Here is a 16097-nt window from a genome sequence, read left to right on the forward strand (position 1 = left end):
GCCCCCCGAACAACGGCGACCGGTGGAACCCTGGCAGGAACACGACGCGGGCGAACTGCGGCGGATCACCGGGATCGCGACCGGCCTGTGGCAACGACATCCGCAACGGTCCCTGGAGACCCTCGGACGGCAGGTCGTGCTCGGGCGCGACGCCTTCGCGCAACTGCTGATCGCGCTGGTGCGGCGCAGGTTTCCGTATCAGGAGTTCATCCGGCAGTGCGCCTTCATGGCGAATGTATCCGCCGCGCCGACGGTGTTCGTCGCGATTCCCATCGCGGTCGTGGTGTCGATTCAGGTCGGCGCCCTCGTCGATCAGGTGGGCGCGACGACGTTCATCGGCGCGGTGGCCGGGCTGGGCATCATCCGCCAGGGCGCACCGCTGGTGTCGGCCTTGATGATCGCGGGCGCGGTCGGCTCGGCGATCACCGCCGACCTCGGGTCGCGCACCATCCGCGAGGAGATCGACGCGATGATGGTGATGGGCGTCGACCCGGTGCGGCGGCTGGTGGCGCCCCGCCTGGCCGCGGCCGTGCTGGTGAGCATGCTGCTGTGCGGATTCGTGGTGTTCGTCGGCTTCGCGACCGCCTACATGTTCAACGTGTACGCGCAGTCGGGGACGCCGGGCTCGTTCATCGGCTCGTTCGCCTCCTTCGCCGTCGCCACCGATCTGCTGATAGCGCTGGCCAAGGCCGCGATCTTCGGCGTGCTGACCGCGGTCATCGCCTGCGACGTGGGCCTGCACACCCGGGGCGGGCCCGCCGGAGTGGCCGATTCGGTCAACTCCGCGGTGGTCACCTCGGCCCTGATGTTGTTCGCCACCAACATCATTCTCACTCAGCTGGCCAATACGTTCTTCCCGGCGAAGGTGGTGTGAGGTGGTGGCCAGTTCCTACACCCCGCCCGCGGCGCGGCCGCTGCGCGCCGTAGGCCAGGCGGCGAAGATTCCGGTGCGGGCCAACCAGCGGCTCGGTCACCAGGCGCTCACGTTCTTCCAGGCGCTCGGCGCGATTCCGTTCGTGCTGAAGCATTATCGCAAAGAGGTGGCTCGGCTGATCGCCGACGTCAGCTGGGGGAACGGGTCGCTGATCGTCGGCGGCGGCACTGTCGGCGTGGTGCTGGTGCTGTGCAGCTTCGGCGGGATCATCGTCGGGATGGAGTCGTTCACGGCGCTGAACCTGCTCACCATGAGCCCGCTCACCGGCGCGATCTCCGGCTTCGCCACCACCCGCGAGCTGGGCCCGATCCTCGCCACGCTGGCGTTCGCCATTCAGGCGGGGTGCCGGTTCACCGCGCAGCTGGGCTCGATGCGCATTTCCGAGGAGATCGACGCGCTGGAATCGTGCGCGATCCGGCCGCTGCCCTACCTGGTCAGCACCCGGATGTTCGCCGCCACGGTGACGATCGTGCCGCTGTACACCGTCGGCCTGGCCGCGGCCTACCTGATGACCAAGGTGACCGTGCTGTTCCTCGGCGGCACCACCGCCGGCACCTACGACCACTACTTCTTCCAGTTCCTGCTGGGGCCGGACGTGTTCTATTCGGTGCTCAAGGTCGTGGTGTTCACGCTGCTGGCCACCTTCATCCAGTGCTACTACGGCTACGTCGCGACCGGCGGCCCGGAGGGCGTGGGTACGGCCGCCGGGCGCGCCATCAAGATGGTGATCGTCGTGATGGTGTTCGCCAATCTCTTCATGACACTGGCTATTTGGGGCATCGACCCCGGTTTCCGGATCTCGGGTTAGGGGGCGTTCGTGATACTCGATCCCAGTGGCCGCGGCGCCACCGCGCGCCAGCTCACCGTGGCGGGGCTGGCCGTGCTGCTCGTCTTCGCGGCGCTGCTGTATCTGCTGGCGCTGCGCTATACCGGCGAGTTCACCGACAAGGTGCCGGTCGGCGCCGTGCTGACCAGCACCGGCGACGGCCTGCCCGCACGGGCCGACGTCAAGTTCCGCGGCATGGTGGTGGGCACCGTCGACGCCGTCGAGATGGTCGCGAAGGGGGAACGGCAGCGTGCCGACATCGCGCTGAAACCCGGTATCGCGGAGACCATTCCGGCCAACGTCACGGCACGGGTGATCCCGAACAACCTGTTCGGCGTCACCGCGATCGAACTGGTCGACAACGGCGCGGCGAGTGCGACGCTGCGCTCGGGTGCGGTCATCCCCGAGGACACCGGCGAGGCGACCGTCCAGCTCCAGACCACGCTCAACGTACTGCGCAACGTGCTGAACAACATTCAGCCCGAGAAGCTCGGCCGCGTGCTCGCCACGCTGTCGGCGGCGCTGGAACCCGGCGCCCGGGTGCCCGGCTCGACCATCGAGCGGCTGGACACCTGGGTCACCCAGGTGCACGAGATTCCGCAGATCGGTGCGCTGCTGGGTGATCTGGGCCGGGCCGCGACGGCGCTGAGCCAGTCCGCCCCCGAACTGGTGGGCGTGCTGTCGGATTCGGTGACCACCGCCCGCACGCTCGCCGAGCGACGCTCCCAGCTCGTCGCGCTGCTGACCAACGCGGGTACCACCGTGGACTCGGTGAACACGCTGTTCGCCCGCAACCCGGATGCCGGCAAATTCCTCGTCGGCGGGCTCGACGACCTGTTCGGCGGGCTGGCCCGCGATCCGGAGGCCATCCCGTTCGCGGCCGCCAACCTGAACACCGCACTGCAGCGGCTGAAGACGGTGTTCCGCTGGGGTCCGAAGCGGCAGATGGTGTGGGCCATGGACGCCACGTTCACCCCGTTCCAGCAGTACACGGCGGAGGACTGCCCGCACTACGGCGACCTGTACGGCCCTCGCTGCGGCGGTCCGAGCGTGCCCGCGGTCGCTCCCCCACCACAATTACCCCCGCTGATGCAGCCCCGGTGGCTCGATGCGGCGGGACCGCAGCCGACACCCGCGACACCACCGCTGCCCGGCATCCCGGGGCTGCCGACCATTCCAGGACTGCCGCCGATGCCCGGCTTGCCATCCCTCCCGGGACTCACCGCCCCGGCGGCGAATCCGGTTGCGCCGCCGAGCATTCGGCCCGACATCCCGGCAGCCGGCAGTCGGCCCGCCACTCCGGTCACGAGCCGGCTCCGCCCGCCGGGCAGTCGGCATGACGCTTCGGCGCCGGATGGCCGGTCATACACTTCGCCCTCGAATCTCCCTTCAGCACAAGATATTCAACCCGATGCGGCGACATCCGCCGGCCGACCGGGCGCGCCGAGGGCGCTGCGGGGGCCCGCCGCTGTGGCGGCCGTGGTCGGGGCGCGGCCCGACATGGCTCAGTTGTTGTTGCTCGGGCCGGTGCTCGCGGGTGGCTCTGTGACCGTCACGACCGTTTCGGAAGGCGGTGCGGCACAGTGAGTTCCAGAAGGGCACTGGCCGGTTTCAGTCTCTTCGCGGTGATCGCGATCGGGCTGACCTACACCATCTACTCCACGCTGCAGCGGTCGGTGGCCGGGGACACGCACCGCTATTCGGCGGTGTTCTCCGACGTACTCGGGCTGCGGGTGGGCGACGACGTGCGGGCCGCGGGCGTGCGGGTAGGCCGGGTCGACAAGATCGACTTCGCCGACGGCTACCGGGCCCGGGTGGATTTCCGCATCGAGGCCCGCCAGCATCTGACCACCACCACTAAGGCGATGGTCCGCTACCAGAACCTGATCGGGCAGCGCTACATCGCGCTCGGTCCGGGCAAGGACCAGGGCGAGCCGCTGCGGCCGGACGGGGAGATCCCGATCGAGCACACCGAACCGTCGTTCGACGTCTCGGCGCTGCTGTCCGGTTTCGAGCCGCTGTTCGACGTGCTCCAGCCCGACCAGGTGAACTCGCTGTCGGAAACGCTGGTCCAGGCGTTGCAGGGCAATCAGGTATCGCTGGCGCAGCTGATCACCCAGGCCGCCCAGCTGGCCACCACCTTCGGCCAGCGCGACCGGATCCTCGGTGACGTGGTGGGCAATCTCAGCAGCGTGATCTCCGGCCTGGCCAATCGCAGCGGCGAGCTGGAAACCCTGATCACCCAGACGCATTCGCTGATGGACGGCCTGTACGCGCAGGGCGAGGCGCTGAAGTCGTCGGTCGATCAGGTCGCGACCTCCACCGACTCGCTGGTCCGGCTGGTCGCGCAGGTGCAGCCCGGGGTCGCGCTGGCACAGGACAGGGCCACCACCGGCATTGCGCTGCTGCTGCTCAACGGGGCGTCGCTGGACAAGTCGGCGGTCGAGCTGCCCGATCTGCTCAACCGGGTCGCGCAGTTCTCCGGTTACGGCACCTACGGCAACGCCTACTTCTGCAACCTGGACGTTTCGCTGTGGGGAATCCTGCTGCCCCCGGGCCTGTTCTCGCAGGTCGGCGGCAATTCGCATACGGAGGTGTGCCGCTGATGGCGCTATCGTCTCGCCGGCTCCCGGGTTTTCTCCGCAACCGCTACCTGCGGCTGGGCCTGCTCGCGTCGGCAACGGTGCTGGTACTGCTCGTCGGCTCCAGCCTGCTCACCCAGGCCCGGCCGGGCGACACCACCATCCGGGCCGAATTCGCCCAGGCCGCCGGGCTGCGGGCCGGGGCGACCGTGGACGTGTCCGGTATCGAGGTCGGCGCGGTCCGCGCGGTCCGGCTCGACGGCGCGAAGGTCGTCGCGGACCTGAAGGTCCGCCGGGATCTGCGGCTGGGCCCGGACGCGCGCGCGGCGATCAAGATCTCCACCATCCTCGGCCGGGTACACGTCGATCTGGTGCCGGGCAACGGAAAAGGTCTGCCGGACAACCGGATTCGGCTCGACCACACCGACGTCCCGTACAACCTGGGCAAGGTCGTCCAGGACCGGGAGTACAAACAGTCGTTCGAGCGCGTGGCGCGCATCGATCCACAGCAACTGCGCCGGGCGCTGGACACGATGAACGCGCAGATGGGCGACTCCCCGCAGCTGGCGGTGCAGGCACTCGACAGCATCGGCGCCCTGGCGAAGGTCGTCAACGAGCGACGCGACGAGGTGGACACGCTCCTGAAGGGCATGGACCAGGTCTCGCAGCTGGTGTCGGACAACCAGAACAGCGTGCTGATGCTGCTGACCCGCGGCGAGGCCATCGGCACGGCGGTGCAGAAGCGCCAGGAGCTGCTGCGGCAACTGCTCGACAATGTGGCCGCGCTGTCGAAGCTGTTGCAGGACATGGGTTTGCAGAACAACGGTCAGCTCGGTCCGATGATCGCCGACCTGAACACCATGTCGGAGGGGCTGACGAAGAACAAGGAAAACCTCGATCGGCTCTACGAGATCATGCCGGTGACGCTGCGGCAGTTCAACAACGTCCTGGGCAACGGTCCCTACGGCGAGGTCTACGTCCCGTGGGGGCTGTTCCCGGACAACTGGATCTGCTTCGCGCAGGTCGTACAGGGGTGCAAATGAGAAAGTTTCGCACGATCGCGCAACTCGCCGCGGTCTGCCTGGTCGCGACGGTCGGGTCCGGGTGTTCGCTGCTACCGGGGTCGCTGGGCTCGATGTCGAATCAGTATCTCGGTGAACATCTGCGCATCAGCGCCGATTTCGAGAACGTCGCCGGGCTCTACACCGGTAACGAGGTGGACGTGCTGGGCGTGCCCGTCGGACAGGTCGAGTCGATCGAAGCCAAGGGCAGCTACGTGCAGGTGACGATGCTGCTCGACAAGGGTGTGCGGGTGCCCGCCGATGCCGTGGCGGCGCTGGTGAATCCGCAGCTGATCACCAACCGGCACATCGAACTGGCGCCCGCCTACGACGGCACCGGGCCCGTCATGACCGACAACACCCATATCCCGTTGCCGCGCACCAGAACCCCGGTGGAACTCGACCGGATCCTGGAGACCTTCGATCAGATCGGCGCGACGCTGAAGGGCGACAGCCAGACCGGCCCGATGGCCAGCCGGGTACTCTTCCCGCTGCTCGACGGCAACGGCGACAAGCTGCGGGAGACCCTCGACGCGCTGTCGGCGGCGTTCGAGACCACCTTCGCCAACAAGGACCAGATTTCCAACACTATCGTCAAACTCAACGACATCACCCAGGTCATCGCGGGCAACGACCAGACCGTCCGCGACTTCAGCGGACGGCTCACCGAACTGGTGACCCTGATGGGTGAGCAGGCGCCCGGCCTGCAGGCGGTATTGACGCAGCTCAACGACTTCGTCACCAACACCGCCACGGTGGTCGGCCAGAACAAGGACCAGCTGGCCGGTGCGCTGACACGGTTCGTGGAGATCAGCAATCAGATGCGCGCCAACGCCCGCAATCTCACCGAGATCGTCGACGTCGGACCGCTGATGTTCCAGAACCTGGCCAACGCCACCAGCTACGAGCACCAGGCGCTGCGCCTGCACGGCCTGCTCGACAAGTCGGTGCTGGACGGCGAGGCCCTGTCGACGTTCTGTGAACGCGTCATGATGCGCCTCGACGGCTGCCGCACCGGGCGGATCGCCGACCTGGGGCCGGATTTCGGTCTCACCGCCGCACTGCTCGGGGTGAGCGGGAAATGATGAACGCCTCTCGCAGAACGGCTTTCACGGCGCTGTGCGCGGTCGTGACGCTCGGGACCGCCGGTTGCGCGGTGACGGTGGAGAACCTGCCGATGCCCAAACCTGGCATCGGCGCACCGGGGTACACCGTGCACGCCGCCTTCCGCGACGCGCTCAACCTGCCCGACCACGCGCACGTCCGCATCGGCGGCACCGACGTCGGCACCGTCACCAAGATCGAGACGACGAATTTCATCGCCGACGTGGAAATACTGATCCGCGCGGATATCTCGCTGCCGCAGGGGACCACCGCCGAGCTGCGCCAGGGCACGCCGCTCGGCGACATGTTCGTGGCGATGACGCTGCCCACCGCGCAGCAGGCCGGCGCGCCGCTGCGCGACGGCGACACCATCGGCACCGACCACACCGGCACCGCCGCCTCGGTGGAACAGCTGATGATGTCGGTCTCGATGCTCATCAACGGCGGTGGCATCAACCAGGCCGCGCAGATCACCTCGCAAATGGATTCCATGTTCGCCGGGCGCGGGCCGCAGCTGTCGCATCTGCTGACCGAGATGACCTCGGTGATCGACGCGCTCAATCAGCGGACCGGTGACATCGACGCGACCCTGCAGGGATTGAATACACTGGCCGGCGAATTGTCCAGGCGCAAGGCGGAATTGGGTGCCGCGGCCGACACTTTCCCGCAGCTGCTCGGGCTGGTGAACGAGAACAATCAGCGCATCGTGGACCTGACCACCAAGGTGTCGACGACCATGGCGGCGCTCGGCGATTTCACCGACACCACCGGTCCGCAGTTCCTCAGCCTGTTCGACAGCATTCAGAAACTGATGTCGGGCTTCACCGATATGGGCGACAACCTGACGCAGGCGCTGAGCAATCTGCACGACATGTATCCCGGGGTGATGGCCAGCCTGCGCGGTCCCGGCCTGGCGATCATGGCCACCGTGTCGTACCTGAGCGTCGGCGCCCTCACCGATCCGAAGGGCAGCCGGTTCCCGGAGGTCGGCGACGTGGGCGCCTTCGTCGGCAGCCTGGCCCAGATATTCGAGAAGGTGTTCGGACGAGTCATCAGTCCGCCACGCCCGGTACCCCCTGACCCAGCGCAACCCGGCGGACCGGAGGCAAGCGGTGAAACACCGGACGGCGCACGACCGGGCGGACCGGAGGCAAGCCTTGGAACACCGGACAGGGCACAACCGGGCGGACCGGAGGCAAGCGGTGGAACACCGGACAGGGCACAACCGGGCGAGCCGCAGGCAAGCGGTGGAACACCGGACAGGGCACAACCGGGCGAGCCGCAGGCAAGCGGTGGAACACCGGACAGCGGAGCGCAAGGCGAGCCGGGTGGTGTGCGGTGAATATTCCCCTGTGGAACTGGATCGTCGGGCGGCGTGTCGCCCTGGCGAATCTCGGGCTGGTGGTCGTGCTGATCGTGGGGTGCGGTTATCTGGCGCGGTATGTGCTGCGCTTCGATCCGGTGCCGCACACCTTCCGGGTGACCGTGGAGCTGCCGACCTCCGGCGGCCTGCTGGTGGGCAACGACGTGACCTTCCGTGGCACCCGGGTCGGCTCGGTGACGGACCTGCGCGTCTCCGGTGACGGCATCGCGGCCGTCGCCGAGATCGAGGACAGCGCACGGATTCCCGTCGGTGGCGTGGTGCACGTCGGGCGGCTGTCCGCCGCGGGCGAGCAGTACCTGGATTTCCGCCCCGACTCCGACACCGGGCCCTTCCTGTCCGAGGGCGCGATCGTGGACCGGTCCCGCACCAGCGTGCCGATCCCGGTGCAGAACGTGCTCGCCGACCTCAGCGGATTCATCGGCGGCATGAACCCCGACCGCCTCACCGTCATCGTCGACGAACTCGACAAGGCGCTGGCGGGCGGACCGGATCGGTTGCGCAACATGATCTCCGGCATCAGCCGGGCCATGGCGGGACTCACCGACCTGCTGCCGCAGACCCGGCAGCTGATCGAGAACCTCGAGGTGATCGCCGAGACCACCTCGCACGCCCAGCCCGACCTGAGCACCGTCACCGCCGCGGGAAGTACGCTGTTCCAGCAGGCCACCGCGGCCGACGCGGAGGTGCGCCGGTTCCTCGACCAGGGTCCGGGCCAGCTGACCACGCTCGGCGAGGTGGTGGCGGCGAACCAGGATCCGATGACCGATCTGGTCACCAACTTCGTCGCCATCACCAAGGCCGCGAAGTTGCGCCAGCCCGCGATCGAGGCGCTGTTCCCCTCACTGCGGCAAGGCATTCAGGCCCTCGGGGTGCCCGCCCACGACGGCGCGTACCACACCCTGGCCGACTTCTACCCGCGCCCGACCTGCGAGTACGACACCATCCCGGTGGCGGCCTCCGAGGCGGTCACCGACACCCGGGTCCGGCTGTACAACTACTGCGTCACCAAGGACCCGGCCCTGCAGGTCCGCGGCTCGGCCAATGCGCCCCGACCCGCCGTGCCCGACAACGGATCCGGGCCGCCGCCGGGTGTCACCGGCAACGAACTGTCCCGCCCGGTACCCGGCATGCCCTCTGGCAATTAGGAGGAACCCATGAGCGACAAGAACCCCGATACCCCGTCCGCCGCGAACACCGCCGACCACGACGGCGACACGGACTCCACCACAACGACTTCCGCCACCACAACGGCTTCCGCCACCTCCGGCTCGAGCACCGACACCGACTCCACCACCGCGAGCCCCCATGCCGACGCGGACTCGACCGCCGTGGACCCGAACACCGACGCCGTGGTCTCCGACACCGACACCGTGGTCTCCGACGCCGACACCACTGCCACCGCCGTGGGATCGGGGGCCGACTCCTCTTCCACTACAACGGAATCCGAGGCAAGGGCGACCGACGCCGTCGACTCACCCGCACCCGCGGGCATGTCTTCCCGTCTCCGCAGGTTGCGGCCGCCTCCCTTGGGCCGTGCCGGGCGGATCGCCCTTCGTGCCGCTGGCGCCGTGGTACTCGGCGCGGCCGTGGCCGGGAGCGGCTACTTTTATGTGCAGAACGAGGACAAGCAGGATCTGCTCACCGCGCAGGAGCAGGCGCGGCAGGCCGCGTGCGGCTACGGGCCGGTGCTGTCGACCTACGACGCGAAGAATCTGGACCACTACGTGCAGGGGGTGCTCGCCGGCGCCACCGGAGATTGGCGCAAGCAGTTCGAGACCACCAGCCGCGACCTCGGCGACGTCCTGGTGAAGGGCGAGGTGGTGGCCAAGACCGACGACGTCCAGTGCGCCATCCGCAGCGCGGACGAGACCTCCGCCGAGGCGCTGGTCGTGATGGGGCAGACGATCACCAGCCTCGGAACCAAGGGACAGCCGGAGAAGGGACAGTTGTCGGTCGTCATGCGCCTGGAGAAGGACGGTGACCGCTGGCTGGTCAACAAGATCGACACTCCGTTGGCGCCGCCGCGGCCGTGAATGATAAATCGCCTGGTAGCTACCATGGCGTCCATGAACGTCGGCCCGACGCGCCGCACCAGAGAGACAGGCCAGAACGTGAGCCGAGGACAGCGCGGCACCGCGCACCACGCAGAACAGGCGACAACAAAACCGGAGGAGCGCGTGATCCGGCGGCGGCCGAAGAACCGCCGGGCGCAGATCGCGGCGACCTCCGCGGCCGCCTTCGGTTCGCTGGGCTACCACGGCGTCAGCATGGAGGACATCGCCACCAAGCTCGGCATCTCCTCCGCCGCGCTGTATCGGCACTATCCGAGTAAGTACGCGCTGTTCCGGGAGGAACTGCTGCGGCTGGGCGCGGCCACCGTCGCGGCGGTCACGCTGCCCGAGGAGAGTGCGGGCCGGCCCGCCGAGCAGCGGCTCGATCAGGTGGTCGACGCGATCATCGCCGACACCATCGCCAATCGGCCGACGGTCGCGCTGGTCCGCTGGGAGCGGCGCTACCTCGAGGACGACGATCGCCGGACCCTCGACGACCAGTTCGCCACCGCCCTCACCACCCTGCGCGACCTGATCGGCGAACTGCGGCCCGAACTGTCCCGGCGCGACCGGCTGGTCCGCGCGGTGGCGGTGTTCAGCGTGATCAGCAGCATCGGCGACCATCACGCCACGCTGCCGGTGAAACCCATGACGGCCGTGCTGAATTCGGCGGCGTGGGCGCTCATCCGCGCCGATCTGCCGACCGCGGAGGCGCCGCCGCGGCCGCCGCGCGCGGTGGAGATTCCGCAGTCGTTCAAGCACGAACTGCTGTTGAAGAAGGCCGTCGAGCTGTTCCACGAGCGCGGTTATCCGAACGTCAGCGTCGAGGACATCGCGATGGCGGCCGATCTGTCGGCGGCCTCGGCGGTCTATCGCTACTACCGCAGCAAGAGCGATCTGCTGGCCGCGGCGTTCCGCCGCGCCGCCGACCGGATGTCGGGCGCGATCGGACCGGCGGTGGCGGCCTCGCCGACGCCCGCCGAGGCGCTGTCCAAGCTGATCGACCTGTACGTCGCCGGCTCGTTCGCCGAGCGCGAGCTGACCTTCGTGTACTACGCGGAGTTCGGTCACGTGGCGGCCGAGGAGCGGACGATGCTGCGCAACATCCAGCGGCTCATCGTCGCCGAATGGGTGAAGCTGCTGGTCGAGGTGCGTCCGGAACTGTCCGAAGCGCAGGCGCGCATCCTGGTGCAGGCGGCCTTCGGGCTCGTGGTCGATCTGGGCCGGGTGTTCGGCAACGACGCGCACATCTGCCCGCCCGATCGGGTCGCCGCCCTCATGGAAGTGATCGTGTTCGGGCGGCCGCAGTCGCAGTAGCCGAGATCAGCTGGGCCGCAACATCGGCGGATGCAGCACCCGGGCGGGCCCGGCCCGGAACAGCTGAGCCGGGCGGCCGCCGCCCACCGTGGTGCGGCCGGTCGGTTCCACGAAACCCGGTGTGCTGGTGACCTTCCGGTGGAAATTGCGGGGATCGATGCTGGTCCCCCACACCACCTCGTAGACTCGGCGCAGCTCGGCGACGGTGAATTCGGGCGCGCAGAACGCGGTGGCCAGTGGCGTGTACTCGAGTTTGGCGCGCGCCCGCTCCACGCCATCGGTCAGGATCCGGCGGTGGTCGAACGCCACCCGGCCCCGCTCGACCAGCAACTCCTCCACCGACCAGATGGCCGCCGCCGACGCGTCCGGACCGGCCTGCGGCGCGGGCAGATTCGGCACCAGCGCGAGGTAGGCCGTGCTGATCACGCGCCCGCGCGGATCCCGCCCGGGTTCGCCGTAGGTGGCCAGCTGCTCCAGATGCAGGCGATCGGCCCGAATTCCCGTCTCCTCGCGCAATACCCGCACCGCCGCCGCCGACAGGCTCTCGTCCTGCTGCACGAATCCGCCGGGCAGTGCCCACCTTCCGCGGTAGGGGGCGTACAGCCGCTGGATCAACAGCGCGCACAGCGTGTCGTTGGTCGACCGCCGGGCGCCGAGGGTCAGCACGACCAGATCCACCCCCACCGCGGCATTGAGGCGAAAAGCATTGCCCATGGCCGCGATTGTATTCGTCAGAATGACGATAAGCAGAGCGATGGCATTCCGGCGACAACCGCGCGAGGGAATGGAGGACCCGGGAACGGTGGCCCGTCGGTGCCGGACCTTCCCCGGGACCGGCACCGACGAAGCCTCGGAGGGCCTTACTTGAAAGTCGAACTGGGCCACTCCGGTGTTCAGGGTACCTGCCCGGGGCGACAAATCCGGCGCAGCGGCTAGCGGCCCGCGTCGCGCGTCAGCATCGGGTCGGTGGCCCGCTGCCGTTCCAGCAGCCGGATTTTGGCCTCCACCTGCGTGTACAGCTCGCAATCACGCTCCACCACAGCGCGATAGGCGCACCACGCCGCGACATCGTCGCGCCCGTCGGCGCGGGCGGTCCAGTGGCCGAGCACGGCCGGATCGCCGGAATCGAGCACCGCGGCGTGCAGCCGCCGCCGCACCTCGTCGCGGAGGTCGACGATGCCCGGTGCGGTGGAGCGCGGCAGCACCGGCCCGGCGTAGAGCCGTACGGCGGCCGGTATGTCGGCGGCATCCAACGCGGTCTGCAGGGCCGCCACATCCGTTGCGACGCAGCCTCGCAGGCGGTAGGGGCGCGAATCGAGGATGTCCGGTCCGGCCACCGTGCGCAAGCGCGACATCGCCGCCCGGACGGTGGTGTTGTCGAGGTCGGTCTCGTCCAGCAGCAGAGCCAGGTGGTCGGCCGACAATCCGTCCGGCCGTTCGGCCAGCAGCAGGAGGATCTCGGCGTGCCGCTGCGACACCACGATTCGCTCACCGGACACGGTCAGCAGCGGCTGCCCGCGACCGAGTACCTCGAGCCGCAACCGGGCCGCCGTCGAATCGGCGTTCGTATCACCCGAATCCGGTTCGGGCCACCGCCGCCGATACGCGGCCAGTTCCAGTTCCAGTTCCACGGCGGTCGCCGCGGCCCGCACCAGTGCCGACAGGTCCGGCCGCACCACCCGGGGGTCACCGGCGAGCATCAGCACGCCGGTGAGCCGCCCGCCGGGAGCGCGCACGGGCGCGGCCGCTCCGGTCACCGCACGCATCCGCCGCAGGTAGTGCTCGGGGCCGTGCACCCACGCCGGGCGACCGGTGCGCACCGCGAGCGCCACGGCATTGGCGCCCGCGCGGCGTTCGCTCAGGTCGTCGCCCTCGCGCAGGCCCGTATCGGCCAGCGCCGCAATCCGATTCGGGGCGCCCAGCGTCCACAGCACCCGGCCGTGCCGATCCGCGATCACGACCACCAGCCCGGCTCCGGCGCCCTCACATAGCAGCAGCTCGTCGATCAGCGGCAGCACCGCGGCGAGGGGATGACCGTCGCGGCAGCGGGACAACTCGGCCCCGCGCAGGCCACGCCGGTCCGGACCGCCGGCCGGGTCGAGTCCGGCGCGCAGCGAGCGCAGCCAGGAGTCCAGCAGCGGCGGCCGCAGCAGTCCGGGCAGCCGATACCACTCGGCGGGCCCCGCCGCCAGGTGGTGGTGCGCCTGAGCCGCATGGCTTTCCAGCTCGTCCAGTCGCGGCCCCGCCTCGTGCGTCACCACACCGCCGCCTCCGAGATCGCCGACCATTCGGCTCATCATTCCGGTATCGGAGCGTATCGGCAGCCCGGACGGATTTCGGGCGAGCACGGCCGGGCGCCGCGATCGTCAGTGCGGCGGGACTGCCGGGCGCAGCGCGGTAAGGTTCCGCACCCGGGCCGCGCCCCACCACAATCCGGTGCCGTAGGCGAGGTCGTCGAGCCGCTTGCAGACCAGGTAGCGCACCGGATCCAGGCCGCCGGCATCTCGATGGGTGAACCAGTCGGCCAGCCCGTCGGCCACCGCCATCGTCACCGCGATGCGCCGGATCCGCCGCGAGACCACCATCGCCAGCACGGTGACGGGCCAGTAGTGCCGGCACAGCGCGGACACGATCCGCCACACGCCGCCGGAGAAGCCGCGCGCCAACTGGATCGCCGCCACCCGGGTCGGGTTGTCCAACTCGGCGAAGACCCGCCGCAGCCGCACCAGCGCCGCCACCAGCGTGGCCAGTCCGCCCAGCACACCCCAGCGCGAGGCGGTCGCCAGCAGGGCCGTCGCCACCACCGACCAGAACGGCACCGACAGCGGCGCCACCACCCCGGCGTGCCGGCGCGCCAGCGGCGCCGCGCTCGCCCCGTGGGATACCTTGCCGCCGAACCACTTTCCGAACGAGGCCGGATGATCGCAGGCCACGTGCGCCGCCGGCTCGTACCGCAGCCGCCAGCCCGCCCGCTCCAGCCGCCAGCACAGGTCGATATCGGCCGCCGAGCGCATCTGCTCGTCGAAGCCGCCCTCGTGCAGCAGCGCGCGCCGGCGCACCAGCAACGCCGCGCCCGGCACGTAGGACACCGCGCCGCGCGAGGTGACCGCGGCCTCGCGCCGGCCGTGGTCCAACGTGGAGCGGGTCTGCTCGTAGCGGCCGAGCACGGTGGTGTCGGGCTCGCGCGCCACGATACGGGGCGCCACCAGCGCGACCTCCGGGTCGCTGAAGTGGCCCAGCATCACCTCGAGCCATCCGGCCTTGGGGACCACGTCGGAGTCCAGGAAGGCCACGAATTCGGTTGTGGCGGCGCGCAGCCCGGCATTGCGCGCCGCGGCGGGGCCGTGCCTGCGGTCGTGGCGCAGCACCGTCACCCGGCAGCGGACGCGCCTCGGCGGTATGCGTACCGGACGGTCGGAGCCATCGTCGACGACCACCACGCTGTGCCCGCGCAACGCGCCCAGCAGCCGTTCCAGCCCGGCGGCGTCGTTGCAGTGCGGGATCACGACGGTGACATCCTCCGGCGAGGGCAGCAGCCGCGGGCGCGGGTTGGCCACACCGGAATCGAGCAGCCGTCTGGCAACCACTGCGGACTTCGGATCGGTCACCTCCAGATACCCGTCACCGATCAGGGCGGCCGCCTCCGGCGCAAGTCGCAGCAACCTCGTCGGCGAGCCACCGACCAGGAACCGCCCACCGGAGTAGGTGCGCACCCGAGGATCGATTCGCACCCCGAACCCGTCGGGCAGTCGATCATGGCGCATTCCAGGAATGCTATGCGCTGAGGGCCATCCGGGCGGCACGTGTCGAAAAAAACGGATCGAATTCGATAGGAATACCACCGCACCGCGCGCCACGTCGGCGCGATACCCGGGTGGCTATTCGATTTGGTTGCTGGCAATCAGCTGGCAATCGCTCCGGCGGCAGTGCGGCAGAACACGTTCGGCCAGTATGTAGTTCACCTTCGGCTAACGCAGTGGTGCGTCCGCAGCGGTGCGCCACACCCGCGGGCCGCGCACACGCGGACCCGGCCGCGCACACGCGCTCTACACTGCGGAGGGAAACAGCAGGTGGAACGAATGGCAGCTGGGAGTCGGACGGATGCAGACGAGCCGGGGCGGCACGGTGATGCGCCGCGAGTGTCAGGCCCGGAGGCGGCGGCTTGCGTAATCAGGGAGGGGCCGGAGGCGGCGCGAACCAGACCCTGTCGGAATCGGAGATCGTCGAGGCGGCGCTGCGGGTGGTGCGCGCGGACGGCGTGGAGAAGTTGTCCATGCGCCGACTCTCGCGCGAACTCGGCGTCTCGCCGATGGCGCCTTATTACTACGTCGCCGACAAACGCGAACTGCTCGACCTCGTCGCCACCGCCGCGCTGACCGGCGTCCGCAAACCACCGCCCGAGGCCGGGCCGTGGCAGCGCCGGCTGCGGGACCTCATCGATCAGATCGATGAGAAATTGCGCAAGCATCCGGGCCTCGGCGATGTACTCATCGAGCAGATGCTCGGCAAACAGCTCGATCTCATCGCCTCGATCATGGAGATCCTGTTCGATGCCGGGTTCGACGATCGCAATGTGCTGGCCGCCTATGCCACCATTCACACCTATCTGTTCGGGCGCGCCCGGGTGAATCCGCGCGACCGCTCCGCCCTGACCGACAACCAGCTGCCCGACGCCGTCTCGCGTGTCCTGCGATACATGGGTGACCTGCGCGGCAAGTACACCTACGACTTCGGCATGGAGGTGTTGATCGCGGGTCTGGAGGCCCAGCTTGTCCGGCAGCGGGATGGGCACGTACGATGAAATTAGAACACGTTCTAGTTTCGGCGGCTCGGACTGC

At 69.2% G+C, this 16097-nt stretch carries 14 protein-coding genes; 11 read left to right on the forward strand and 3 right to left on the reverse strand.

All coding sequences use genetic code 11. The features are described from left to right. Positions 1–22: 22 nt before the first annotated feature. From NWFMUON74_RS31620 to NWFMUON74_RS31665, 10 genes are read left to right on the forward strand one after another with little or no spacing between them, the layout of a single operon-like run. Complete coding sequence (locus NWFMUON74_RS31620) at positions 23–874, forward strand: MlaE family ABC transporter permease (protein ID WP_187689539.1); 852 nt, start codon at positions 23–25, stop codon at positions 872–874. 4 nt (positions 875–878) lie between these two features. After that, the gene (locus NWFMUON74_RS31625) at positions 879–1742 is read left to right on the forward strand and encodes an ABC transporter permease (RefSeq protein ID WP_187689540.1); all 864 of its coding nucleotides are present in this window, start codon (positions 879–881) and stop codon (positions 1740–1742) included. Between the two features lie 9 nt (positions 1743–1751). Beyond that, a complete protein-coding gene (locus NWFMUON74_RS31630) occupies positions 1752–3347 on the forward strand; it encodes an MlaD family protein (protein ID WP_187685368.1) in 1596 nt (531 codons plus the stop codon). Continuing rightward, positions 3344–4366 carry an MlaD family protein gene (locus NWFMUON74_RS31635; protein WP_187685369.1) on the forward strand — a complete coding sequence of 341 codons (1023 nt, stop codon included), beginning with the start codon at positions 3344–3346 and terminating at the stop codon, positions 4364–4366. The genes NWFMUON74_RS31630 and NWFMUON74_RS31635 overlap by 4 nt, the downstream gene beginning before the upstream one ends. Continuing rightward, positions 4366–5385, forward strand: a complete 1020-nt coding sequence (locus NWFMUON74_RS31640) for an MlaD family protein (RefSeq protein WP_187685370.1) — start codon at positions 4366–4368, stop codon at positions 5383–5385. Before NWFMUON74_RS31635 ends, NWFMUON74_RS31640 begins: the two co-directional genes overlap by 1 nt. Then, a complete protein-coding gene (locus tag NWFMUON74_RS31645) occupies positions 5382–6488 on the forward strand; it encodes an MCE family protein (protein WP_187685371.1) in 1107 nt (368 codons plus the stop codon). Before NWFMUON74_RS31640 ends, NWFMUON74_RS31645 begins: the two co-directional genes overlap by 4 nt. Next, positions 6485–7849, forward strand: a complete 1365-nt coding sequence (locus NWFMUON74_RS31650) for an MCE family protein (protein ID WP_342452776.1) — start codon at positions 6485–6487, stop codon at positions 7847–7849. Before NWFMUON74_RS31645 ends, NWFMUON74_RS31650 begins: the two co-directional genes overlap by 4 nt. Then, positions 7846–9036: an MCE family protein gene (locus NWFMUON74_RS31655; RefSeq protein WP_187685372.1), complete on the forward strand. Its 1191-nt coding sequence runs from the start codon at positions 7846–7848 to the stop codon at positions 9034–9036. Before NWFMUON74_RS31650 ends, NWFMUON74_RS31655 begins: the two co-directional genes overlap by 4 nt. A 9-nt stretch (positions 9037–9045) precedes the next feature. Further along, entirely contained in the window at positions 9046–9924 is an 879-nt protein-coding gene (locus NWFMUON74_RS31660) for a hypothetical protein (protein WP_187685373.1), read from the forward strand. Positions 9925–9957: 33 nt separating this feature from the next. Beyond that, positions 9958–11259, forward strand: coding sequence for a TetR/AcrR family transcriptional regulator (locus NWFMUON74_RS31665; protein WP_187685374.1), 1302 nt, complete (start codon positions 9958–9960; stop codon positions 11257–11259). Between the two features lie 6 nt (positions 11260–11265). Here NWFMUON74_RS31665 and NWFMUON74_RS31670 read toward each other — a convergent pair whose 3' ends face one another. From NWFMUON74_RS31670 to mftF, 3 genes are all read right to left on the reverse strand, one after another. Further along, positions 11266–11973, reverse strand: coding sequence for an NUDIX hydrolase (locus NWFMUON74_RS31670; protein ID WP_187685375.1), 708 nt, complete (start codon positions 11971–11973; stop codon positions 11266–11268). A 218-nt stretch (positions 11974–12191) separates the two neighbouring features. Beyond that, positions 12192–13559, reverse strand: a complete 1368-nt coding sequence (locus tag NWFMUON74_RS31675) for a GAF domain-containing protein (protein ID WP_232110700.1) — start codon at positions 13557–13559, stop codon at positions 12192–12194. Positions 13560–13625: 66 nt separating this feature from the next. Continuing rightward, positions 13626–15023 (reverse strand): mycofactocin biosynthesis glycosyltransferase MftF, encoded by a 1398-nt coding sequence (mftF, locus tag NWFMUON74_RS31680; protein WP_187685376.1) that lies wholly within the window; start codon positions 15021–15023, stop codon positions 13626–13628. 398 nt (positions 15024–15421) lie between these two features. On the opposite strand from mftF, the gene mftR2 reads away from it, so the two are divergent. Beyond that, positions 15422–16060 carry a mycofactocin system transcriptional regulator MftR2 gene (gene mftR2 / locus NWFMUON74_RS31685; protein WP_187685377.1) on the forward strand — a complete coding sequence of 213 codons (639 nt, stop codon included), beginning with the start codon at positions 15422–15424 and terminating at the stop codon, positions 16058–16060. Positions 16061–16097 lie beyond the last annotated feature (37 nt).

The sequence above is a fragment of the Nocardia wallacei genome, from assembly GCF_014466955.1.
Lineage (GTDB): Bacteria > Actinomycetota > Actinomycetes > Mycobacteriales > Mycobacteriaceae > Nocardia > Nocardia wallacei.